The sequence below is a fragment of the Roseovarius dicentrarchi genome, assembly GCF_003316635.1.
GTDB classification, from domain to species: Bacteria; Pseudomonadota; Alphaproteobacteria; order Rhodobacterales; family Rhodobacteraceae; genus Roseovarius; species Roseovarius dicentrarchi.
Genome location: NZ_QNQP01000002.1, coordinates 202,718 through 224,689, shown reverse-complemented (window position 1 = coordinate 224,689; position 21,972 = coordinate 202,718). Strand labels below are relative to the sequence as shown.

The 21,972-nt window shown below is 62.6% G+C and carries 20 protein-coding genes; 12 read left to right on the top strand and 8 right to left on the bottom strand.

Annotated features, from left to right (window positions below; genetic code table 11):
- Positions 1 to 49: 49 nt before the first annotated feature.
- The 4 genes from DQ230_RS02495 to DQ230_RS02480 all read right to left on the bottom strand — a co-directional run bounded on the left by DQ230_RS02495 (position 50) and on the right by DQ230_RS02480 (position 3,978).
- Positions 50 to 1,084, bottom strand: a complete 1,035-nt coding sequence (locus DQ230_RS02495) for an extracellular solute-binding protein (protein ID WP_113910939.1) — start codon at positions 1,082 to 1,084, stop codon at positions 50 to 52.
- Between the two features lie 38 nt (positions 1,085 to 1,122).
- Positions 1,123 to 1,917: an ABC transporter permease gene (locus tag DQ230_RS02490; protein ID WP_113910938.1), complete on the bottom strand. Its 795-nt coding sequence runs from the start codon at positions 1,915 to 1,917 to the stop codon at positions 1,123 to 1,125.
- A 61-nt stretch (positions 1,918 to 1,978) separates the two neighbouring features.
- Positions 1,979 to 2,926, bottom strand: a complete 948-nt coding sequence (locus tag DQ230_RS02485) for an ABC transporter permease (protein ID WP_113910910.1) — start codon at positions 2,924 to 2,926, stop codon at positions 1,979 to 1,981.
- Positions 2,926 to 3,978, bottom strand: a complete 1,053-nt coding sequence (locus DQ230_RS02480; protein WP_113910937.1) for an ABC transporter ATP-binding protein — start codon at positions 3,976 to 3,978, stop codon at positions 2,926 to 2,928. Before DQ230_RS02480 ends, DQ230_RS02485 begins: the two co-directional genes overlap by 1 nt.
- 275 nt (positions 3,979 to 4,253) lie before the next feature.
- On the opposite strand from DQ230_RS02480, the gene DQ230_RS02475 reads away from it, so the two are divergent.
- Together DQ230_RS02475 and dnaE are read left to right on the top strand one after the other, a co-directional pair.
- Positions 4,254 to 5,918, top strand: coding sequence for an amidohydrolase (locus DQ230_RS02475; RefSeq protein ID WP_113910909.1), 1,665 nt, complete (start codon positions 4,254 to 4,256; stop codon positions 5,916 to 5,918).
- A gap of 60 nt (positions 5,919 to 5,978) precedes the next feature.
- Positions 5,979 to 9,479 carry a DNA polymerase III subunit alpha gene (gene dnaE / locus DQ230_RS02470; protein ID WP_113910908.1) on the top strand — a complete coding sequence of 1,167 codons (3,501 nt, stop codon included), beginning with the start codon at positions 5,979 to 5,981 and terminating at the stop codon, positions 9,477 to 9,479.
- A gap of 37 nt (positions 9,480 to 9,516) precedes the next feature.
- On the opposite strand, the gene DQ230_RS02465 is transcribed toward dnaE, so the two are convergent.
- The gene (locus DQ230_RS02465) at positions 9,517 to 9,711 is read right to left on the bottom strand and encodes a SlyX family protein (protein ID WP_113910936.1); all 195 of its coding nucleotides are present in this window, start codon (positions 9,709 to 9,711) and stop codon (positions 9,517 to 9,519) included.
- A 179-nt stretch (positions 9,712 to 9,890) separates the two neighbouring features.
- Complete coding sequence (locus DQ230_RS02460) at positions 9,891 to 10,382, bottom strand: single-stranded DNA-binding protein (RefSeq protein WP_113910907.1); 492 nt, start codon at positions 10,380 to 10,382, stop codon at positions 9,891 to 9,893.
- A gap of 190 nt (positions 10,383 to 10,572) precedes the next feature.
- Here DQ230_RS02460 and DQ230_RS02455 point away from each other — a divergent pair, with 190 nt between their 5' ends.
- Positions 10,573 to 11,166 carry a lytic transglycosylase domain-containing protein gene (locus tag DQ230_RS02455; RefSeq protein WP_113910906.1) on the top strand — a complete coding sequence of 198 codons (594 nt, stop codon included), beginning with the start codon at positions 10,573 to 10,575 and terminating at the stop codon, positions 11,164 to 11,166.
- Here the strand turns inward: DQ230_RS02455 and DQ230_RS02450 are convergent.
- Both DQ230_RS02450 and miaA read right to left on the bottom strand, forming a co-directional pair.
- Positions 11,163 to 11,951 (bottom strand): AraC family transcriptional regulator, encoded by a 789-nt coding sequence (locus DQ230_RS02450; RefSeq protein WP_238987399.1) that lies wholly within the window; start codon positions 11,949 to 11,951, stop codon positions 11,163 to 11,165. The two genes, DQ230_RS02455 and DQ230_RS02450, sit on opposite strands and share 4 nt — an antisense overlap.
- An 82-nt stretch (positions 11,952 to 12,033) precedes the next feature.
- A complete protein-coding gene (gene miaA / locus DQ230_RS02445) occupies positions 12,034 to 12,918 on the bottom strand; it encodes a tRNA (adenosine(37)-N6)-dimethylallyltransferase MiaA (RefSeq protein ID WP_113910905.1) in 885 nt (294 codons plus the stop codon).
- Positions 12,919 to 13,063: 145 nt separating this feature from the next.
- On the opposite strand from miaA, the gene pyrH reads away from it, so the two are divergent.
- From pyrH to DQ230_RS02405, 9 genes are all read left to right on the top strand, one after another.
- Positions 13,064 to 13,795 (top strand): UMP kinase, encoded by a 732-nt coding sequence (gene pyrH, locus DQ230_RS02440; RefSeq protein ID WP_113910904.1) that lies wholly within the window; start codon positions 13,064 to 13,066, stop codon positions 13,793 to 13,795.
- Positions 13,796 to 13,832: 37 nt separating this feature from the next.
- Positions 13,833 to 14,396, top strand: a complete 564-nt coding sequence (gene frr, locus DQ230_RS02435; protein WP_113910903.1) for a ribosome recycling factor — start codon at positions 13,833 to 13,835, stop codon at positions 14,394 to 14,396.
- A 1-nt stretch (position 14,397) separates the two neighbouring features.
- Entirely contained in the window at positions 14,398 to 15,159 is a 762-nt protein-coding gene (uppS, locus tag DQ230_RS02430) for a polyprenyl diphosphate synthase (protein ID WP_113910902.1), read from the top strand.
- Complete coding sequence (locus DQ230_RS02425; protein WP_113910901.1) at positions 15,156 to 15,938, top strand: phosphatidate cytidylyltransferase; 783 nt, start codon at positions 15,156 to 15,158, stop codon at positions 15,936 to 15,938. The genes uppS and DQ230_RS02425 overlap by 4 nt, the downstream gene beginning before the upstream one ends.
- Positions 15,935 to 17,092, top strand: coding sequence for a 1-deoxy-D-xylulose-5-phosphate reductoisomerase (gene dxr, locus DQ230_RS02420; RefSeq protein WP_113910900.1), 1,158 nt, complete (start codon positions 15,935 to 15,937; stop codon positions 17,090 to 17,092). Before DQ230_RS02425 ends, dxr begins: the two co-directional genes overlap by 4 nt.
- Positions 17,093 to 17,133: 41 nt before the next feature.
- Entirely contained in the window at positions 17,134 to 18,483 is a 1,350-nt protein-coding gene (gene rseP / locus DQ230_RS02415; RefSeq protein ID WP_113910899.1) for an RIP metalloprotease RseP, read from the top strand.
- A 193-nt stretch (positions 18,484 to 18,676) separates the two neighbouring features.
- On the top strand, positions 18,677 to 18,802 hold the full coding sequence (locus tag DQ230_RS17425; RefSeq protein WP_275263517.1) for a hypothetical protein: 126 nt from the start codon (positions 18,677 to 18,679) through the stop codon (positions 18,800 to 18,802).
- Between the two features lie 230 nt (positions 18,803 to 19,032).
- Positions 19,033 to 21,255 (top strand): outer membrane protein assembly factor BamA, encoded by a 2,223-nt coding sequence (bamA, locus tag DQ230_RS02410; RefSeq protein WP_238987398.1) that lies wholly within the window; start codon positions 19,033 to 19,035, stop codon positions 21,253 to 21,255.
- Positions 21,256 to 21,293: 38 nt separating this feature from the next.
- Complete coding sequence (locus DQ230_RS02405) at positions 21,294 to 21,956, top strand: OmpH/Skp family outer membrane protein (RefSeq protein WP_162497342.1); 663 nt, start codon at positions 21,294 to 21,296, stop codon at positions 21,954 to 21,956.
- Positions 21,957 to 21,972: the final 16 nt, after the last annotated feature.

Genomic DNA, 21,972 nt, shown 5'->3' with positions numbered 1-21,972 from the left:
ACAGGGGCGGGGCGTACAGTCTGCACGCCCCGCCTGACGTGGCAATGCCTTATTGCTTCAGCTTCGTCCAGATGCGGTTGTACATATCGGTCACTTCCTGCGGGCAGGGACGGACGAAATCCGGCGTCGGTGCATCTGCGGGCAGCACGATTTCCGGTGCATCGCGGATGTCGTCATCCATGAATTCCTCGCTGCCGGTGATGCCGTTGGCATAGCGGGCAAAGTTCGACAGCAGCGCCGCATTTTCCGGTTCCATCAGGAAGTTCATGAACAGCTTGGCGTTTTCCATGTTGGGCGCATCGGCCAGCACGGCGACGTTGTCCATCCAGCCGGTAAACCCTTCCTTGGGATAGACATATTGCAGCGTCGGGCGCTGGTCGCGCGACCGGATCGCGGCGCCGTTATAGCTGTGGCTGGCGTCCACATCGCCCGACGTCAGTTTTTCAATCGTGGCATAATCCATGGTGCGCCAATGCTGTTTGGCGCTGATCATCAACTCGGTCACGTCGCGAAGCTCGTCGGTGTTGGAGTTGCAGCGCTCATAGCCCTTGTAGCGCAGCGCGGCGTTGATCACCTCGCCCATGTCGTTCAGCATGTTGATGCGGCCCTTCAGCTCCTCCGGCGGCTCGAACAGCAGCGACAAGCTGTCCAGCTCGCCATCATAAACGGCCGTGTCGACGGTCAGCGCGGTGGTGCCCCAGAGCCATGGCACGGTATAGTTGCGCCCCTCGTCCCAGTAGACATCGATCCAGCGGGGATCCATGTTGCCGTAATTTTCCATCTCGTTCGGCTTGACCTCGGCCAGCAGGCCCTGATCGATCATCACCGGGACGGTGGAATCGCTGGGGACAACGATGTCATAGCCGCTGTTGCCTTCGCGGACCTTGGCCAGCATGATTTCGTTGCTGTCGTATTCGTCCTGCGTGACCTCGACGTTATACTCTTTCTCGAATTTCTCGATCAGCTTGGGGTTGGTGTAGTTGCCCCAGTTGTAGATGTTCAGCTTGCCCTCGGCCGATGCGGACCCGGCAAGCGCCACGGCAGCGGCAAGGCTGGCGGCCAGTGTGGGGGTGGTTCTTTTCATCATAACAGTCCTCCGGTTGGGTTGGTATATTGCGGGTTTTACGTCCGCTTTTTGTTGCCTATCAGGAAAAAGATCGAAACCAGCACAACCGACAGACCCAGAAGCACGGTCGAGACGGCGTTGATTTCGGGCGTGATGCCGCGCCGGATCTGGCCGAGGATATAGACCGGCAGCGTCGTCTCGCCAGGGCCGGCAACCAGCAGCGTGATGATAACATCATCCAGCGACACCACAAAGGCCAGCATGCCCCCCGCCACGATCCCCGGTGCCATCAGGGGAAGCGTGACCTTGCGGAACACCTGAACGGGGGTCGCATAAAGGTCGGCCGCCGCCTGCTCCAGCGACAGGTTCATATCCTCCAGCCGCGCGCGGATCGGCATATAGGCGAACGGGATGCAGAACACGGTATGTGCCAGCATCAGGAACCCGATGCCGTTGATGCCTGTCACCTGCTTGATGATGCCGAAAAACGCGAGGGTCGAGACGGCAGTGACGATTTCGGGCACCATCAGCGGCTGGTTGATGACCGCATAGGCCAGCGTCTGCCCCTTGAAGGCGCGCACCCGCGTAGTGGCCAGCGCGGCCATGGTGGCGAATGTGGTGGCAAAGATCGTGGAAACTGCGGCCACTTGCAGCGAGATCAGCGTCGCCTTGCGGATGCCATCATTTTCGAACGCGGCCTTGTACCAGCGCAGGCTGAATTCGGTCCATTTCACGACCGAGCGATTGTCGTTGAACGAAAACACGATCAGCACCGCGATCGGCGCATAAAGCAGGAACAGGCAGATCCACGCGATCGTGTCAAAGCCGGGCTGCTTGCGCAGATCCTTCATCCGGCGGCGGCGTGGCGGAACGGGGTCGGGGCTGGCCACGGTGGCGGGGGTCTGGGTGGGCTTAGCCATGGTTGCTGCCCTCCTTGCCGGAATAACGGACGTAAACGATCAGCGACACCATCACAACGACCAGCAGGATCAGCGCGGCGGCCGATCCGAACGGCCAGTTGCGCGATCCGCCAAATTGCAACGCGATCAGGTTGCCGATCATCAGCTCCTTGCCACCGCCCAGCAATTCGGGCGTGATATAGGCGCCAAGGCCGGGGATGAAAACAAGGATGCACCCCGCCACGATGCCGGGTTTGGCCATCGGAATGATGACATGGCGCAGCACCTGAAACCGGCTGGCGTAAAGGTCATACGCCGCCTCGACCAGCCGGAAATCCAGCTTCTCCAGCGACGCATAAAGCGGCAGCACCATGAAGGGCAGGTAGCTGTAGATCAGCCCGGCAAACACCGCGTAATCGGTGTACAGCATGCCGATGGGCTGGTCGATCAGGCCGGTCCACATCAGGGAGATGTTCACGATCCCCTCATCCCGGATGATCAGCAGGATCGCATAGGTGCGGATCAGCAGGTTCACCCAGAATGGCAGTGTAATCAGGAACAGCCACAGATTGCGCTGGTTTGCCGGTTTGGAGGCGATGAAATACGCGGTCGGGAACCCGATCAGCAGCGCGCCGACCGTGGCGCCGAAGGCCAGCCCGATGGAGCGGCCAAAGATGCTGAGATAGGTGGCGGAAAATTGCAGCGTGTCATCGAAAATGTCCCGGTCGAACAGGAATTGCACATAGGCATCCGTGGAAAACTCCCACCTTACGCCGCCATAGGTGCCGGGGCTGAGAAACGAATAGATCAGCGTGATTGTCAGCGGGAAAATCCCGAAGGCGGCGATGATGACGATCGCAGGCGACAGCAACTGCCAGCGACGACGGCGCGCGGCGGCGCTGGTCTGCCTGCGCGCCTCGGCAAGGCGCGTCCCCGCGCTGGAGGAGGTGAGATCGGCCATCAGTCCACCAGAACCTGAACGGCGTCCGGCACGCTCAGGCCCACATGCGCACCGATCTGCGCGTCGGTCTGCGCGCGCCGCACCAGCACCTCGCCGCCGCCCTCCAGCGCGACATGCACGTTATGGCCCGCGCCGAAATAGACGATGTTGGTCACGCGGCCCGTCAGGGCGGCCTCGGGTGCATCGGGTGCCGTCAAGTTCATATTCTCGGGGCGGATCGCAACCGATACGCGCCCGGTGCGGGCGGCGCCCTCGGGCAGGAGCGCGCGGATCGAGGCACCGCCGGGCAGGATCACGCGTTCACCCTTTGCATCAAGGTCGCCGTCCAGAATATTGATATCGCCTATGAAATCAGCAACGAAGCGGCGGGCGGGATTGTTGTAGATCTCTTTCGGCGCGCCCACCTGAAGGATGCTGCCCGCCTGCATGACGGCGATCCGGTCGGACATGGTCAGCGCCTCTTCCTGATCGTGGGTGACGAAAACAAAGGTGATGCCCGTCTCGCCCTGAAGGCGCTTCAGCTCGATCTGCATTTCCTTGCGCAGCTTCAGATCCAGCGCGGACAGTGGCTCGTCCAGCAGCAGCACCTTGGGGCGGGGCGCCAGAGCGCGCGCCAGTGCAACGCGCTGTTGCTGGCCGCCTGACAGCTGGTCCGTGCGCCGGCCGGCCAGATGCTGCATCTGCACCAGCGCCAGCATTTCTTCGGTCGCGTCCTTGATCTCGGATTTGGGACGGCCCTGCATTTCCAGGCCAAAGCCGATGTTGCGCGCCACGCTCATATGCGGAAACAGCGCGTAGGACTGGAACACCGTGTTCACGGGCCGCTTGTAGGGCGGCAGGTGGCCGATTTCCTGACCGTCCAGCAGGATCTGGCCCGCATCGGGCAGGTCAAATCCGGCGATCAGCCGCAAAAGCGTGGTCTTGCCGCAGCCCGACGGGCCGAGAAGGGTGAAAAACTCGTTCTTGCGGATATCCACCGTCACGTTGTCCAGCGCGGTGATCTGGCTGCTGCCATGCCCGAATGTCTTGGTCACGCCTTCGGCGTGGATCATCACCTCATGCGTGGTTGCTGCGGTTGGGCGGTGTGCGTCTGGCTGTGCCGTCGCTGATTGGGTCGCCATGCGATCCCCCTGTCTTGTCACAGTAAACTGCCTGTTTTTATGCCTGCGCGCTCGATTCCCGGCGCGCGCTTCGGGGGTCAGCCTATGCCGCGCCCGCGGACAAGGTAAATACCCCTTTGCCGTCCGCTTGTGTCCCGGCAGGTATTTACGCCGCGCGCGCTGTGCTGCAATCTGCGCGCGATATTCCCACCCCAAGGAGGCGGAGCATGGCAGGCAAGGCGGATCTGGTGATCCTGAACGGCAAGGTTCTGACGATGGACACCGCGCACCCCCGCGCCGAGGCGGTCGCGCTGGCGGGCGGCGTGGTTCTGGCCGTGGGCAGCACGGCCGGCATCCGCGATCTGGCCGCGCCTGGCGCGCAGGTGATTGACGCCGGCGGCGGCACGGTGCTGCCCGGTTTCATCGACAGTCATGTGCATCTGTTCCAAGGCGCGGCCGCGCTGGAATTCATGGCGATGGAGGGGGTCGAGACGGCAAGCGATGCCGCCCGAACCATCCGCGCCTACGCGGATGCCAACCCGGACGAGCCGATGATCCTGGGCACCAGCACCGCCTACGGGCTGATGGACGGGCGCAATCCGACCCGGCACGATCTGGACGCGATCCTGCCGGACCGTCCGCTGGCGCTGCTGGCGCCCGATATTCACACACTTTGGGCCAATACCATGGCGCTGCGGCAGGCGGGCCTGCTGCACGGTGCGCCTGTGCCCGAGGGCAGCGTGATCGTGATGGAGGCGGGCGGCAATGCCACCGGCGAGTTGCAGGAAACCGGCGCCTTTGGCCCTGTTTTGAAGCTCAGCCGCACGGGCGGGCGCGACATGCTGGGCTATGTCACCGGCGCCGAGCCGGAGCCGCCCGCGACAGAGGCCGAGCGCGCCGCGGACCGCCGCCTGCTGGCGCGCGGTCTGGCCCATGCCGCCAGCCACGGCATCACCACGATGCACAATATGGACGGCAATTTCTACCAGCTGGAGCTGCTCAGCGATCTGGACGCGGCAGGCGATCTGAAATGCCGCATGCAGGTGCCGTTTCATCTGAAAAACTACGATCCGCTGGACCGGCTGGAGGAAGCCGCCGAAATGCAGCGCTGCTACACCGGCGACCGGGTCTGGTCGGGCCGGGTCAAGATGTTCATGGACGGCGTGCTGGACACCCATACGGCGATGATGACGCGGCCCTATCCCGGCACCGATCAGGTGGGCGAGCCGGTGTTCGAGCCGAACCATTTCAACGAAGCTTGCATTCGCACCGACGCGATGGGCTTGCAACTGAGCGTCCATTCCATCGGCGATCTGGCAACGCGCTGCACGCTGGACGGGTTCGAGGCAGCGCGCCGCGCCAATGGCGCGCGCGATTCCCGCCACCGGATCGAACATATAGAGCTTATCCACCCGGACGACCTGCCGCGCATCCATGCCTTGGGCGCGGTCGCGTCGCTGCAACCGCGCCATTCACCGCTGGGCGATTATTTTCCCGATGTCCCGCAGGGTACGCTGCTGCATGACGATCAGTACCCGTATGCCTATGCGTGGCAGCGTATCCGCGACACCGGCGCGCCGGTGATCTTCTCGACCGACTGGCCGGTGATCCCGGTCGATGTGATGCGCAACATCCAATGCGCCATCGCGCCGGATCAGCCCGGCGGCCTGTGGGATGTGCGCCCGCAAAGCCTGATGGACACGCTGGCCTCCTACACCAGCGGCAACGCGTGGGTTGAGTTCAACGAGGGCCGCAAGGGGCAGCTGGCACCGGGCCAGATGGGCGATGTGGTGGTGATGGACCGCGACCTTGAGGCCTGCGCGCCGGAACAAATCCACAAGGCCCGCGCAATGGTGACGATCTGCGGCGGGCAGGTGACCTACAGCGCCTGACGTGGGGGCAGGGCGGATTGCCCTCTGGCGGCATGCGGGTCTCTGGCCTAAAGTGCCGCCATGTCCAATCCAGCCCGATTCATCCACCTGCGCGTTCACAGCGAATACTCCCTGCTTGAGGGGGCTATCCGCCTGAAATCCCTGCCGGAACTCTGCCGCAAGGCAGACATGCCTGCCGTGGCGGTGACCGACACGAACAACATGTTCGCCGCGTTGGAATTCGCCGTCTCCGCGGCGGGCGCGGGTATCCAGCCGATCATGGGCTGCCAGATCGATCTGGCCTATACCGATGTCGCGCCGGGCGAGCGGGTGCCACCGCCCGCGCCCATCGTCCTGCTGGCGCAGAACGAGCAGGGATATGAGCATCTGATGAAGCTCAACTCCTGCCTTTACCTGCGCGGTGACGGCGCGCTGCCGCATGTCACCCGGACCGATCTGGCCGAAAATTCTGCCGGTCTGATTTGCCTCTCAGGCGGCCCTGACGGCCCGGTTGGGCGCCTGCTGCGCGGCGGCCAGCGCCCCGCTGCCGAGGCGCTGATGCGGCAACTGTCCGAGATTTACGGCGACCGGCTCTATGTCGAGCTGCAACGCCACCCTGGCGACGATGGCCTGCCCGAGGCCGAACGCCAGAGCGAGCGCGGCCTTGTCGAGATGGCCTATGCGATGGAGCTGCCGCTGGTCGCAACAAATGACGTCTATTTTCCCAAGGCCGAAATGTACGAGGCGCATGACGCAATGCTCTGCGTTGCGGAGGGCACCTATGTCGATCAATCCGCGCCGCGGCGCCGCCTGACGCCGCAGCACAACTTCAAGACGCCGCGCGAAATGGCAACGCTGTTTGCCGACCTGCCCGAAGCGATTGAAAACACCGTCGAAATTGCCAAGCGTTGCGCGTTCGGCGCCTACAAGCGCGACCCGATCCTGCCCAGATTTGCCGATGACGAGGTTGTCGAACTGCGCCGCCAGGCCAAGCTGGGGCTGGCCGACCGGCTAAAGGTCATCCCCCACGCGACCAGTGTCGAGGAGTACGAGGCGCGGCTGGACTTCGAGTTGGGCATCATCGAGGGGATGGGCTTTCCCGGTTATTTCCTGATTGTGGCCGATTTCATCAAATGGGCCAAGGACCGCGATATTCCGGTGGGACCGGGGCGCGGCTCGGGCGCGGGCAGCCTTGTCGCCTATGCGCTGACCATCACCGACCTGGATCCGCTGCGCTATTCGCTTTTGTTTGAACGGTTTCTTAACCCCGAGCGCGTATCCATGCCTGACTTCGATATCGATTTCTGCATGGACCGGCGCGAGGAGGTGATTCACTACGTTCAGGAAAAATATGGCCGTGACCGCGTGGGCCAGATCATCACCTTCGGCGCGCTCTTGTCCAAGGCCGCGGTGCGCGACATCGGCCGCGTTTTGCAGATGCCCTACGGGCAGGTGGACCGGCTGTCGAAAATGATCCCGGTCGAGGGTGTCAAACCCGTCAGCATCCAACAGGCGCTGATCCAGGAGGACCGCCTGCGCGAAGAGGCCCGCAACGAGGAGGTCGTCGACCGGCTGCTGAAATACGGCATGCAGGTCGAGGGGCTGCTGCGCAACGCGTCGACCCACGCGGCAGGCGTCGTGATCGGCGACCGCCCGCTGGACGAATTGGTGCCGCTCTATCAGGATCCGCGCTCGGACATGCCCGCAACCCAGTTCAACATGAAATGGGTGGAGCAGGCGGGGCTGGTCAAATTCGACTTTCTCGGCCTGAAAACCCTGACGGTGATCCAGAACGCGATTAGCCAAATCCACGGCGAGGGCCGCGATCTGCACACCGCCGCCGATGGCAGCACGATTTACGAGCCGTTCGAGGGCGCGGAAAACGATATCGGCCAGATCCCACTGGACGACGCCAAGACCTACGCGCTTTATGCCAAGGCGAAGACTGTCGCCGTGTTCCAGGTGGAAAGCTCGGGCATGATGGACGCGCTCAAGCGGATGAAGCCGGACTGCATCGAGGATATCATCGCGCTGGTCGCGCTTTACCGTCCCGGCCCGATGGAGAATATCCCGAAATTCTGCGAGGTAAAGAACGAGATTTCGGACCGTGATCTGCTGCATCCGACGATTGACCATATCCTGGACGAAACGCAGGGCATCATCGTTTACCAGGAACAGGTGATGCAGATCGCGCAGGAAATGGCGGGCTATTCATTGGGCGGCGCGGACCTGTTGCGCCGCGCCATGGGCAAGAAGATCCAAGCGGCGATGGATGCCGAGCGGCCCAAATTCATTGCAGGCGCCAAGGAAAACGGTGTCGATGACGATAAGGCGCTGGAGGTCTGGAACCTCTTGGACAAGTTCGCAAATTACGGTTTCAACAAATCCCACGCGGCGGCCTATGCGGTGGTCAGCTACCAGACCGCATGGCTGAAGGCCAACCACCCGACCGAGTTCATGGCCGGGGTGATGAACTGCGATATTCACCTGACGGACAAGCTGTCGGTCTATTTCGAAGAGGTAAAAAAGGGGCTGGGCCTGCCGTGGGCGCCGCCTTGCGTCAACCGCTCGGACGCGCAGTTCATGGTGAAATCGGGCGTGCTGCACTATGGTTTGGGCGCGTTGAAGAATGTCGGTGTCGAGGCGATGAAGCTGGTTGTCGCGGGACGGGACGGCAAACCCTTTGCCACGCTGTATGACTTTGCACGGCGCGTCGATATCAAGCGGATCGGCAAGCGTCCGATGGAAATGCTGGCCCGGTCCGGCGCATTCGATGAGATTGACCGTAATCGGCGCCGCGTCTTCGACGCGATCGAGCCATTGATGAATTACTCGGCCGCGATCCACGATCAGAAAAACTCCGCGCAGGTGTCGCTGTTCGGTGAGGCGGGCGAGGATCTGCCAGAGCCGCGATTGCCCCCGGTCGATGACTGGCTGCCCGCCGAGCGCCTGACCGAGGAGTTCAAAGCCGTCGGGTTTTATTTGTCAGGCCATCCGCTGGACGATTACATGGCGGCGCTGAAGCGCAAACAGGTCAAGACGCTGGACGAGGTAATGACCCAGGCGGCCCGCGCGCCCTGCGTGGTCAAGATGGCCGGTATTGTCGCGGGCCGTCAGGAACGCAAATCGGCGCGCGGCAATCGGTTTGCCTTTGTGCAGCTCAGCGATACGACAGGTGGATACGAGGTGGTCATGTTCTCGGAAACGCTGGAGAAATCGCGCGAGCATATCGACACAGGCGCGCAGGTGGTCGTGACGGTCGAGGCGACGATGGAGTCTGAACAGCTCAAGCTGCTCGCGCGTGCTGTGGCGCCGATTGACGGCGTTGTGGCGGATGCGGGCAGTCTGGGGCTGATGATTTTTGTCGACGCGCCTTCTGCCGTTGCGTCTGTCGCGCGGGTACTGGAAGGCGCCGGTGAGGCGGCGCGCGCCGCGCGGCCCGGTCCGATCCGGTTCTGCCTGATGGGGGACGGGCTACCGGGCGAGGTGGAGCTGTCCGCGGGGCGCGATTATCCGGTGACACCGCAGATCAAGGGCGCGATCAAAAGCCTTGATGGCGTCATGGATGTGCAGGACATCTGAGGCCGGGTGGAGATTTTTCGCGAAAAATCTCGGGCGCTCAATAGTGAGGGGGGCGTTCGTTGCCGATCGTGACGGCGCTGGCGCTCTCGGCCTCGCGCTCACCCTCCCGGCGCATGAGCATTTCAACACGGCGGCTGAGGACGGATATTTCACTGTCCTGCCGGGCGACAATGTCTGACAGATCGTCGACCGCGCGGATAAGATGGGCTATCTGTTCTTCGAATTTGTCCATACGCCGCTTGTGAAGGTGGGGCAGAGCTTCGTCAAGCTGATCGCACAGATGGACCGCCGCCTGAATGCGCTCTGTTGGGTTTTTGGTGCGCGTGCGTTGATGATGCAATGGGGCGGCACAAATGGCGTAAAGCACTGCTTTACGCCATTTGGCAGGTTCAGGTTTTGCTTGCGACGCCCTTAGAACGGGATTTCATCGTCGAAATCACGCGAGGGCGCGCTGCCTCCGCCGCCGGACGATGATGGTCCGCCGCGATCATCCGGGCCGTCATATCCGCCGCCACCGCCGGAATAACCGCCGCCGCCGCCACCGCCTTCGCTGCGGCCGTCGAGCATTGTCAAATTGCCGTTGAAGCCCTGAAGCACCACTTCCGTCGAATACCGGTCCTGACCGGACTGATCCTGCCACTTGCGGGTTTGAAGTTGGCCTTCAATGTAGACCTTGGATCCTTTGCGCAGGTACTGCTCGGCAATTCTGACAAGACCCTCGTTGAAAATCGCCACCGAATGCCATTCGGTTTTTTCGCGCCGTTCCCCGGTGCTTTTGTCTTTCCAGTTTTCGGACGTGGCGATGCGCAGATTGCAGACTTTGCCGCCATTCTGGAATGTGCGCACCTCGGGGTCGCGGCCCAGATTGCCGATGATGATGACTTTGTTAACCGATCCGGCCATGCGCGCTCTCCTGATAGGGAATGGAATTTGCCTCGTGTTACATCATCAGAAGAGGGTTAATGCCAGCCTAAAATATCCTTGGCGCGGCGCCAGAACAGTGAACGGGGCGCGCCCGTGCCGCGTAAAGCTGGAATTCCAGCCGGGAATCGTGTAACCGAGGGAGAGTGAGACGGGATTTCGGGGTATTCTTATGAAGCGATTTTTTGCGCGGGCATTGCTGTTCGGAGCATCAATGACGGTGGTGCAGGGTGCGCAGGCAGAGATTCTGTCAACCAAGAATCGCGGTAACCAGTTCAAGTCACAGACCAGCGTTCTGGATAACCGCGCCGCGTCGCAATACAAGGCATCTGTGCGGCTTCAGCCGGAGCGGATCAATACGCCGACCAAATGGGGCAACGCGGTGGCCTATAGCGGAGCCTATCGCGGTGAATTCCTGAAACTGGCCAAAGAGGCTGCGCGCAAATATTCCGTGCCGGAGGATTTGTTCCTGCGTCTGGTTCAGCAGGAAAGCGGCTGGAAGGCTGCCGCGTTGTCACACAAGGGCGCCATTGGCCTGGCACAGTTGATGCCAGGCACGGCGGCGTTGTTGCGGGTCGATCCGCATGATCCCAAGCAGAACCTGGAGGGCGGCGCGCGCTATCTGGCGATGCAGTATCGCGAATTCGGGTCATGGCGGCTGGCGCTGGCGGCGTATAATGCCGGGCCGGGGGCGGTCAAGAAATACGGTGATGTGCCGCCTTTTGCGGAAACCACGCATTATGTGCGCGTGATCTGGGGCAGCTAAGCGGCCTGTGCCTTGCGGCGCAGTGCAGAGGGGCTGAGGCCCGTATGCGCGTGAATGAAGCGCGAAAAATAGGCAGCGCTGCCAAACCCCAGTCGAGCCGCGACATGGAGGATTGCATCCTCGCCATCCTCCAGCAACTCGCGCGCCGCATGCAGGATGCGCTGCACCAACAGGTCTGAGGCCGTCAGCCCCGAACACGCCTTGCAGCTGCGGCCCAGATGCGTCGGCGTCACCCCCAGATCCCGCGCATAGGCGGCCATGGGCTGGCCGCTGGCATGGCACTGCTCAACCAGCGCGGCATAGGCGATGACCAGACGCTGTGCGGCTGTCGGTTGCGGTCCGGGCTCTTGCGCGATCATGGCGCGGCGCAGCCAGACAGTCATCATGATGGCGAGCGCCTGCGCCGCCTCGTCCGAGAAGGGGCGCGCCTGCGTTGTCTCGCGCGTCAGCGCCTCCAGCAGGGCGGTCAGCTCGGATTGCGTCTGCGCCTCGCGGATGCGCAGATGTTCGGGCTCGTCCGGCATCAGGGCAGGGCCACCGGGCGGGATGAGGCAGACCTGACCATAGCAGCCCGGCCCGATATCCAGCGAAAACAGCGTGCCGGCAGGCACAGCCAGCGCATTATGGGCGCCAACGCCCCGGCGCAGCCCGCCGACCGCCGCACGCGCCTGTCCGCGCGTGATCCAGATCAGCGCATGTTGCGGCTGGCTGTGCGGCAATGTCAGGCGCCAAGGGGCGCCATGCGCCCACTGCGCGATGGTCATGATCTGGGGCGCGGACGTCACGGCAGGCTCCTGCTGGTTCTTTTAGGGCAACATATACGGCCATAATGGCGAGTTATACACAAAATATGTCGTAAAAGTGCAATTATTCATGCCCCGGTAACGCAATCCGTTGCCATGTTTTCATTCTGGCCCGGAACCACGTCCGCTGGCGTTTGGCAAATTGCCGGGTGGCGATGGTGGCGGCCTCCTGCGCTTGGGCCAGCGACAGGTCGCCGCGCAGATGCGCCGCAAGTTCGGGCGCGCCGATGGCCTTGGCGCTGGGGCAGCCGGCGGCGATTTGGGCCATATTCGCGCGCACCTCGTCCAGCGCACCGGCGGCCAGCATGGTGCCCAGCCGGCCCGCGATCCGCGCGTTCAGCCAGTCTGTATCGGCATCCAGCAACAGCGCATGGACGTCCGCCAGCGGTAGCAGTGGCGGCGGTGTGGCGTCCTGCCATGCCGCCAGCCCGCGCCCGGTGGTCTGCTGCACCTCCCACGCGCGCTGCACGCGCATCGGGTTGCGCAGGTCGATCCGGGCGCGAGTGTCGCGATCTAGTGCGCTGCGCATCTGCTCCAGCGCGCCGGCGGTGCGCAGCGCGTCAGCCTCGGCCCGGATCGCGGCGGGGGTGGGCGGGATATCGGCCAGCCCCTCGGTCAGCGCGGCAAAATACAGCCCCGTACCGCCCACGATGATCGGCCGGTTGCCGCTGCCGAGCAAAGGCGCCACATCGCGCAGCCAATGGCCCACCGAATAATCAGCCTCCTGCGGGACATGCCCATACAGCGCATGCGGCGCGCGCGCCTCGTCCTGAGCAGTGGGGCGCGCGGTCAGAATGCGCCATCCGGCAAAGACCTGCATGGAATCAGCGTTGATGATCGTGCCGCCCCAACGTTCGGCAATGTCCAGCGCCAGCGCGGACTTGCCCGAGGCGGTGGGTCCGGCGATCAGGACAGGGGCGTTGCGGGTCAAGGTCAGGTTCTTCAGCATGGCGCCCTTTTAGCGCGGCGCGGCACCGGGGGCGAGGGGGCGCAGCGCTGTTTCATGCTGCATTGCAGCGCAACCCCGGTTTAAGCGATTGAACTTTGCCGCCGATTGCGACATTTTGCGCCTCAGACATGCAAGGAGATCCCCCATGCCGGACAGTGACACCCCTCGAACCACCTTTCGGCGCGTGATGTTGAAAATCTCGGGGGAGGCGTTGATGGGCGACACGGCCTACGGCCTGCATCCGCCCACCGTGGAGCGGATCGCGCGCGAGGTCAAAGTCGTTCACGACATGGGTGTTGAGATCTGCATGGTGATTGGCGGCGGCAACATCTTTCGCGGGCTTTCCGGTTCGGCCCAGGGGATGGAGCGGACGACAGCCGATTACATGGGCATGCTGGCCACGGTGATGAACGCGCTGGCCATGCAAAGCGCGCTGGAGGAGCTGGGCGTATTTTGCCGCGTCATATCGGCGATCCGCATGGATGAAGTGGCCGAGCCATATATCCGCCGCCGCGCCGTGCGCCACCTTGAGAAAAAGCGCGTCTGCATCTTTGCCGCCGGTACGGGCAACCCCTATTTCACCACCGACACGGCCGCGACGTTGCGCGCCAATGAAATGGCGTGCGAGGCGATCCTGAAAGGCACAAAGGTGGACGGCGTTTATGACAAGGACCCGATGACCAATGCGGACGCCGTGCGCTATGACCGGATCAGCTATGACGACGTGCTGGCCAAGCATCTGCAAGTAATGGATGCCAGCGCCATTGCCCTGGCGCGTGACAATAACCTGCCGATCATCGTCTTCAGTCTGGACGAGCCGGGGGGCTTTCGCGGTATTCTGGCCGGAGAAGGCACTTATACAACCGTTCATGCCTGACGCAGCGCACAAGGCAGACCGCAGAGGAAACACGATTATGTCCGAAGATATCGAAATTGACACCGCCGATCTGGAACGGCGCATGGAAGGGGCGATTGCATCGCTCCGAACCGAATTTTCATCCCTGCGCACCGGGCGCGCCAGTGCCTCGATCCTTGAGCCGGTGATGGTGGATGCCTACGGGCAGATGACGCCGATCAATCAGGTCGGCACCGTCAACGTGCCCGAACCGCGCATGGTCACCATCAACGTCTGGGACAAGGGGCTGGTCAACAAGGTCGAAAAAGCCATTCGTAACAGCGGCTTGGGGATCAATCCTCAGATGAATGGCACCATCATCATGCTGCCCATTCCCGAACTGAACGAAGAGCGCCGCCGCGATCTGACCAAGGTTGCCTCGCAATATGCCGAAAACGCCCGCGTCGCGGTGCGCAACGTGCGTCGTGATGGCATGGACCAGATCAAGAAGGGCAAGGCAAACGGCATGTCCGAGGACGATCAGAAATTCTGGGAAACCGAGGTTCAGGAGCTGACCAACCGTTTTATCGCCCGCGTTGACGAGTCGCTGGAGACGAAACAGGCCGAGATCATGCAGGTCTAGGATGTTCCGGCGCAAGGGCACAGACAGCGCAGAGGCGGCACCAACCGCCCCGCAAGCGCATCAGGGCCCGCGCCATGTGGCCGTGATCATGGACGGCAATGGCCGCTGGGCGCAGGCGCGCGGGCGGCCGCGCCTGTTCGGCCACCATGCCGGCGCCAAACGGGTGCGCGAAATTGTCGATGCTTGTCCCGATCTGGGGGTCAAGTATCTGACAGTATTCGCCTTCTCCACCGAAAATTGGAAGCGGACCCAGACCGAAGTGGCCGGTTTGATGAGCCTTTTTCGCCGCTACATCGCCAAGGAGGCGCGCGCGCTGCGCGACGAGGGTGTGCGCGTCCGGTTCATCGGCGACCGCGTGCGGCTGGATGCCAAGCTGATTTCGCTGATGGACGAATTGGAGGGCATCACCGAAGGCAACGACCGCATTCACCTGACCATCGCGCTGAATTACGGCAGCCGCGACGAGGTGAGCCGCGCCATCAAACATCTGGCCGAAGACGTCGCCGCAGGCGCGCTTGACCCTGCGGATGTGGATGAAGAAACGCTGACAAGGTACTTGGATACAAGGGTTTTGCCTGATCCTGATCTGGTCATCCGCACATCGGGCGAAGCGCGGATTTCAAACTTTTTGCTATGGCAATCGGCCTATGCGGAGTATGAATTTGTCGACACGCTCTGGCCGGATTTCACCAAGGATATCTTTGCCGGAATCGTATCAGCATATGGTGGACGCGACCGCCGATTTGGAGGAGCCAAACCATGAGTCTGCCGGCGCGCTGGAATGATCTGAATGCAAGGGTAATCTCGGCGGCGGTGATGATCACCGTCGGCGTCATCGTGCTATGGGCCGGGGGCATGATCTTTGCCGCTGCGCTGTGGATTATCGGCGGTGCGATGGTGTGGGAATTGTCGCGCATGTTGGGCGGCGATGCCTGGGCGCCGGGCATGGGGGTGATCGCCGGGCTGGCGCTGGCCGTTGCATGGGCGCTGCCGGTATGGCTGGCCCTGCCGGGGCTGGTGTTTGTCGCCGGTTTCGGCGCGTGGCAACTGGCGGAGCGGCGGATTTTGTTCGGCATTTATGCCGCCTGCATTTTGCTGGCATGTTACACGGCAATCCTGCTGCGCGTCGATGCCGGATTGGCGTGGATCCTTTGGGTGATCTGTGTTGTCGTATCGGTTGATGTTGCAGGATATTTTGCCGGCCGCGCGATTGGTGGACCGAAATTCTGGCCCGCGATCAGCCCCAAGAAAACATGGTCCGGCACTGCCGCCGGCTGGGTGGCGGGCGCGGTCATGGGGCTTGGCTTTGGGCTGTATCTGGGCATCGGCGCGCAGCTCATGGTGCTGTCGGCGCTGGTGGCCGTCACAGGGCAGGCCGGTGACATCTGGGAAAGCTGGATCAAACGGCGCGCCGGCGTCAAGGACAGCTCGAACCTGATCCCCGGCCATGGCGGGGTTCTGGACCGGTTCGATGCCATGCTGGGCGCGATGCTGCTGGTCGGGGCGCTGTGGCTGGTCGGGATGCTGCCGGGGATCCTATGAGGCGTGTAACCATTCTGGGCGCGACGGGGTCCATCGGGCAAAACACGCTTGATCTGATCGCGCGGGCGCCCGACGATTTTCAGGTGGTGGCGCTGACGGGCGGGCGCAATATCGCGCAACTGGCCGCCGACGCGCGCCGCCATCGCGCGGAGCTGGCCGTGACAGCCCATCCCGACCTGCTGGAGGATCTGCGCGGCGCGCTTGCAGGCAGCGACGTCGCGGTGGCCGCCGGCGCCGATGCGCTGATTGAGGCGGCGCAGCGCCCGGCGGACTGGACCATGTCGGCCATTGTCGGCGTGGCGGGCCTTGCGCCGGGATTGGCCGCGCTGGAGCAGGGCGGCACATTGGCCCTGGCGAACAAGGAATCGCTGGTGACTGCCGGTCCGCTGATGCTGGCCACGGCGGCACGGTACAATGCCCGCATCCTGCCGGTAGACAGCGAACATTCCGCCATTTTTCAGGCGCTGATCGGCGAGGATCGCGCGGCAGTCGAGCGGGTGATCATCACCGCCTCGGGCGGCGCTTTTCGGGATCGGCCCGTGGCCGATCTGGCGCATGTCGGCGTGGAGGAGGCTTCGACCCATCCCAACTGGGACATGGGGCAGCGCATCACGATCGATTCGGCATCCATGTTCAACAAGGCTCTGGAAGTCATTGAGGCGAAGGAGTTTTTCGCGCTGGACCCCAGCCAGATCGAGGTGCTGGTTCATCCGCAGAGCACGGTTCACGCGCTGGTCGGTTTCAATGACGGGGCGCTTATGGCGCATGTCGGCCCGCCGGATATGCGTCATGCCATCGGCTTTGCGCTGAACTGGCCGGACCGCCGCCACCTGCCGGTGGCGCGGCTGGATCTGGCATCGGTCGGTCGTCTGGATTTCAGCGTGCCGGACCCGGCCCGCTATCCGGCGCTGGCGCTGGCGTGGCAGGTGATGGCGGCAGGCGGCCACGCCGGCGCCATTTTCAACGCCGCAAAAGAGCGGGCGCTGGACCACTTCATCGCCGGGCGCATCGGCTTTGTGGATATGAGCGCGCTGGTCGCCCAAGCGCTTGACCATGGGCTGTGCGATGCACCGAAGAGCGACATCACGCTTGAAAGCGTGCGCCGCTGCGACCACCTTACACGGCAACAGATGGACCGCCTGATCGCTGCCTGACGCAGCCGCGCGGTGCCAATGCAGGCAGAATAGGACAGTTTTTGGATATTTCAGCGCTTCTTCCGCAATTTGGCAGCCTGCTGGGCGTCATTGCCGCTTTTGTCGTGGCCCTGTCGGTCATCGTGGCGGTGCATGAATACGGCCATTACATTGTCGGCCGCTGGTCCGGCATCAAGGCCGAAGTGTTTTCGCTGGGTTTTGGGCCGGTGCTGTTCTCGCGCGTTGATAAACATGGCACCCGGTGGCAGGTCGCGGCACTGCCGTTTGGCGGCTACGTCAAGTTTCTCGGCGATGCCGATGCCGCCAGCGGCAAGGACAGCGCGGCCATGACGGCAACGCCGCCCGAACGGCTGCGCCAGACCATGCATGGCGCACCGCTCTGGGCGCGCAGTGCGACGGTGGCGGCGGGGCCGGTGTTCAATTTCATTCTGTCGATCCTGATCTTTGGCGGCGTCATTCTGGCACAGGGCAAGATGGCCGAGCCGCTTCAGGTCGGATCGCTGAAACCGCTGCCAGCGCAGGGTATTGCATTGCAGCCGGGCGATACGGTGCTGGATATTTCCGGCACCCCGATGCCCGGATATGACGACCGCGGCGCGTTCGATACATTCACGTCGGCACTGCCGGACCAGCAGGTGATGGAATACCGCGTGCTGCGTGACGGGCAGGAACTGACAGTGCCAGGGCCGCACCCGCTTCCGCCGATTGTGACGGCGCTTGCGCCGCAATCGGCCGCCTATAACGCGGGGATCAAGGCGGGGGACGTGATTTCGGGGATCAACGGCACGCCGATTTTGTCATTCACCCAACTCAAGGAGGTGGTTGAGGCGTCCAATGGTGCGCCCTTGCAACTGGATGTCTGGCGCGACGGCACGCAGCAGCAGCAGCTGAGCCTGACCCCGCGCCGCATGGACGAGCCGCAGGTGGATGGCGGTTTCGCGACCCAGTGGCGCATTGGAATCGCCGGCGGCTGGGCATTCGAGCCGGGCACCGAAGCTGTCGGCCCGATCGAGGCGCTGGGGGATGGCGTACGCCAGACATATGCGGTCGCGGCCAGTTCGGTTTCGGGGCTGTATTATATGGTGACGGGCGCCATCAGCAGCTGCAACATGTCGGGGCCCATCGGCATTGCCCAAACCTCGGGCGCGATGGCCAGTCAGGGCGCCGAAAATTTCATCTGGTTCATCGCTGTGCTGTCGACGGCTGTTGGCCTGCTGAACCTGTTTCCCATCCCTGTGCTGGATGGCGGGCACTTGGTGTTCCACGCCTACGAGGCCGTGTTTCGCAAACCGCCCAGTGACGGCGCGCTGCGCGTGATGATGACGATCGGTCTGACCATGATCCTCAGCCTGATGCTGTTTGCGCTGTTCAACGATATCTGGTGCCCCTGATTCGGATCAGGGGCGCAAAACGCCAGATATGGTACTGCGCATGTAAATTCAGGTGAAAAATCCGGGCAGGGCGCGCCTTGCCCGAATTTTGCCGTAATTCGGCGCCGGATGGTGCCACAATGCGGTGTCATACCCTCCTGCAACGGCCCCCTAATGTCATTCGGGACATGGCCATCTGCAAGGAGACTGACCAATGCGTTACATTACAGACGGATATCGCGGCATGAGCGTGCTGATCAACGTCAACTGCGACCGCCTGCTGTTTCCGGGCGCCATCGCGGTTGCCCTGTTTGCCGCCGCGTATGTTGCCTCACTTTAGGCGTCACGGCCCAAGGCGCGCATGAACGTCACTTCCTGCCGCACTCTGAAGCACAGGCGTTTTGACAAGGCCCACGCGACCCGTTACTGAACTAGCATATTGGCTTGTCTGACTGGGTTGGGATTATGAATCATCCGAAATTTCTGCGCGCATCGCGCAATCACACTTCGGCATTCCAGCGGGCCAAGTCCGGTTTCGGAACCGCCTGCCTGGTTTCTCTGGCGTTCTCAATGGCACCGCTGCCCGCACAGGCGCAGTCTTATCGCTTTACAGATGTGGCCATTGCCGGAAATCAGCGCATCGAAGCGGGGACAATCCTGACATATGCAGGCATCGGGCGCGGCCAGACCGTTTCGGCGGCCGAACTGAACGATGCCTATCAGCGAATCCTTGGCAGTGGCCTGTTCGAGGATGTGTCGATCACTCCGCGCGGCAACACGCTGGAAATCAAGGTGATCGAATACCCGACGATTTCCAAGATCGCGTTCGAGGGCAACTCCAAGATCAAGGACGAGGATCTGTCCGGCATCGTCGAAAGCGCCTCGCGTCAGGTGTTCAACCCCGCCAAGGCGGAGCGGGATGCGGCAACCATCGTGGGTGCCTACGCCGAAACGGGCCGCAGCGCCGCGCGCGTCAATCCCAAGGTGATCCGCCGCAGCGATAACCGCGTCGATCTGGTGTTCGAGATTTTCGAGGGCAAGAAGATCGAAGTGCAGCGCGTCAGCTTTGTTGGCAACCGCGCGTATTCGGATGGGCGTCTGCGCCGGGTTGTCGGATCCAAGCAGGCCGGCCTTCTGCGGGCGATCATCAACCGCGACACATTTGTCGAGGACCGCATCGAGTTCGACAAACAAGTGCTGGCTGATTTCTATTCGGCGCGCGGCTATGTCGATTTTCGGGTAACCGGCGTCAATGCCGAACTGGCGCGAGAGCGTGACACCTATTTTATCACCTTCAACGTGCAGGAAGGTCAGCAATTCCGCTTTGGGCGCATCACAACGGTCAGCGAACTGCCCGGTGCGGTTGCCGCCGAATATCAGGCCGCGCTGAACGTCAAGCCCGGCGAGATTTACTCGCCGGCCAAGGTGGAAAACGCGATTGCCCGGATGGAGCGTTTGGGCGTGCGTCAGGGCGTGGATTTCCTGCGGGTCGAGCCGCGCATCACCCGTAATGACCGCGATCAATCGCTGGATGTCGAATTTGCGCTGGTGCGCGGTCCGCGCATTTTTGTTGAGCGGATTGATATCGAGGGCAACACCACCACGCTGGACAGGGTGATCCGCCGCCAGTTCGACACGGTGGAGGGCGACCCGTTCAACCCGCGCGAGATCCGCGAATCGGCCGAACGTATCCGCGCGCTGGATTTCTTTGAAACGGCTGAAGTGGACGCGCGCGAGGGATCGCGCCCCGATCAGGTGATCGTCGACGTCGACGTCGAAGAGAAAAGCACCGGGTCGCTGTCGTTCGGCGCATCCTATTCAACCAGCTCCGGCATCGGGTTCACCATCGGCTTTGCCGAGCGCAACTTTCTTGGACGCGGCCAGCGTTTGTCGGCGCAGATTGCCGCCAGCGCCGACCGGGCCAATTACAACATCAACTTCGTCGAACCGGCATTCCTGAGCCGTGATGTTGCCTTCGGGCTGGAATTCGCGCTGATTGAGACAGAGGGCGATTTCGCGCTTTATGACACCACCGTTGGCCGGTTCCGGCCCAGCCTGACCTTCCCGGTCAGTGAAAACGGCCGCCTGCAAATCAGCTATTCAGCTGGTTACAAGGATATGGACAATTATACCGGCACAAGCGGCATCCTTGCGAATGAAAGCCTGCGCGGCGGCGAATTTGAAAGCGGCGTTGGCTACAATTACACCTTCGACACCCGCCGCACGGGCCTGAACCCCAATGCGGGCGTTCTTCTGTCCTTTGGCCAGGATTTTTACGGGCTTGGCGGGGATCAGGAATATATCCAGACCACGGCGCGTGCGATCGCACAGACCAAGGTTCTGAACGAAGAGGTCACCTTGCGGGCCACGCTTGAGGCCGGCGCGCTGAACTTTACCGGCAGCAAGGACAGCCGCGCGGTGGACCGTTATGCAGGCCAGATCATTCGCGGGTTCGAACCCAATGGCATCGGCCCGCTGGAGGGCACCGAGCAGCTGGGCGGTAACTACTTTGCCGCGCTGAAACTGGACGCGGAATTCCCGCTGGGCCTGCCCGAAGAATACGGCCTGACGGGCGGCGCATTCCTGGATGTCGGCAGCATCTGGGATGTGGACACAGTCGGCGCGACCGGCCCGCTGTCGTCGATAGATTTCAAACCGCGCTCTGCCATCGGTGTCTCACTGATCTGGACATCGCCGTTCGGTCCGCTGCGCTTCAACTTCTCGCAGGCGCTTCAGAAAGAGACGGGCGACCAGACGCAATCCTTTGACGTGTCCATCGCCTCGACCTTCTGATGTGCGATCCGGCAAGATACAGAAGGGCCGGCGCATTTTTGGGTGCGCTGGCCCTTTCGTTTGCACCTTTGCTGCCCGCGTCCGCCCTGATCGTCGCGGGCGGCGCGGTGCAGGCGCAGGAGATCGGCACCGTTCAGAGCGCGATTTTGACGCTGGACCCTGATCGTCTGTTTACCGGCACATTGGTCGGCCAGCGCCTGATCGCGCAATATGAGGCCGAACGTGACCGGCTGATTGCAAGCAACCGCGAACTGGAGGCGGAGCTACGCGCCGAAGAACAGGCGCTGACCGACGCCCGCGCGGATATGACGCCCAAGCAATTTCGCACGATGGCCGACGCGTTTGATGCCAAAGTCCGCTCAATCCGGCAGGAAAATGAACGCAAGGCACGCGATCTGGAACGCGGCCGCGAGATTGCACCGCTGTCATTGATGCGGATGGCAGAGCCTGTTCTGGTCCAGGTCATGCGCGAAAGAGGTGGCAGCCTTATCTTGGACAACCGGCAGGTTTTGCTGCGTGCCGACGCCATTGATATAACCGATCTGGCAATCGCGCGGGTGGACGCCGCCGTTGGTGACGGATCTGACATGGCCACCGAAGAGGGCGCGGACGCATTGCCCGAGATCGACGCGCCCGACGGGGAAGATTCCGACAACCCGAGCGGCGCGGACACATCCGGTGGCAACCCGGCGGATGAGTGACGCGATCTTGCTCCGC

Coding starts and splice junctions, on each gene's coding strand:
- DQ230_RS02460 (WP_113910907.1), bottom strand. CDS start 10,382: ATGGCCGGATCGGTTAACAAAGTCATCATCATCGGCAATCTGGGCCGC.
- DQ230_RS02465 (WP_113910936.1), bottom strand. CDS start 9,711: ATGGACAAATTCGAAGAACAGATAGCCCATCTTATCCGCGCGGTCGAC.
- DQ230_RS02480 (WP_113910937.1), bottom strand. CDS start 3,978: ATGATCCACGCCGAAGGCGTGACCAAGACATTCGGGCATGGCAGCAGC.
- miaA (WP_113910905.1), bottom strand. CDS start 12,918: ATGCTGAAGAACCTGACCTTGACCCGCAACGCCCCTGTCCTGATCGCC.
- uppS (WP_113910902.1), top strand. CDS start 14,398: ATGTTCCGGCGCAAGGGCACAGACAGCGCAGAGGCGGCACCAACCGCC.
- DQ230_RS02455 (WP_113910906.1), top strand. CDS start 10,573: ATGAAGCGATTTTTTGCGCGGGCATTGCTGTTCGGAGCATCAATGACG.
- dnaE (WP_113910908.1), top strand. CDS start 5,979: ATGTCCAATCCAGCCCGATTCATCCACCTGCGCGTTCACAGCGAATAC.
- DQ230_RS17425 (WP_275263517.1), top strand. CDS start 18,677: ATGCGTTACATTACAGACGGATATCGCGGCATGAGCGTGCTGATCAAC.
- frr (WP_113910903.1), top strand. CDS start 13,833: ATGTCCGAAGATATCGAAATTGACACCGCCGATCTGGAACGGCGCATG.
- DQ230_RS02495 (WP_113910939.1), bottom strand. CDS start 1,084: ATGAAAAGAACCACCCCCACACTGGCCGCCAGCCTTGCCGCTGCCGTG.
- DQ230_RS02485 (WP_113910910.1), bottom strand. CDS start 2,926: ATGGCCGATCTCACCTCCTCCAGCGCGGGGACGCGCCTTGCCGAGGCG.
- DQ230_RS02490 (WP_113910938.1), bottom strand. CDS start 1,917: ATGAAGGATCTGCGCAAGCAGCCCGGCTTTGACACGATCGCGTGGATC.
- DQ230_RS02425 (WP_113910901.1), top strand. CDS start 15,156: ATGAGTCTGCCGGCGCGCTGGAATGATCTGAATGCAAGGGTAATCTCG.
- bamA (WP_238987398.1), top strand. CDS start 19,033: ATGGCACCGCTGCCCGCACAGGCGCAGTCTTATCGCTTTACAGATGTG.
- DQ230_RS02475 (WP_113910909.1), top strand. CDS start 4,254: ATGGCAGGCAAGGCGGATCTGGTGATCCTGAACGGCAAGGTTCTGACG.
- pyrH (WP_113910904.1), top strand. CDS start 13,064: ATGCCGGACAGTGACACCCCTCGAACCACCTTTCGGCGCGTGATGTTG.
- dxr (WP_113910900.1), top strand. CDS start 15,935: ATGAGGCGTGTAACCATTCTGGGCGCGACGGGGTCCATCGGGCAAAAC.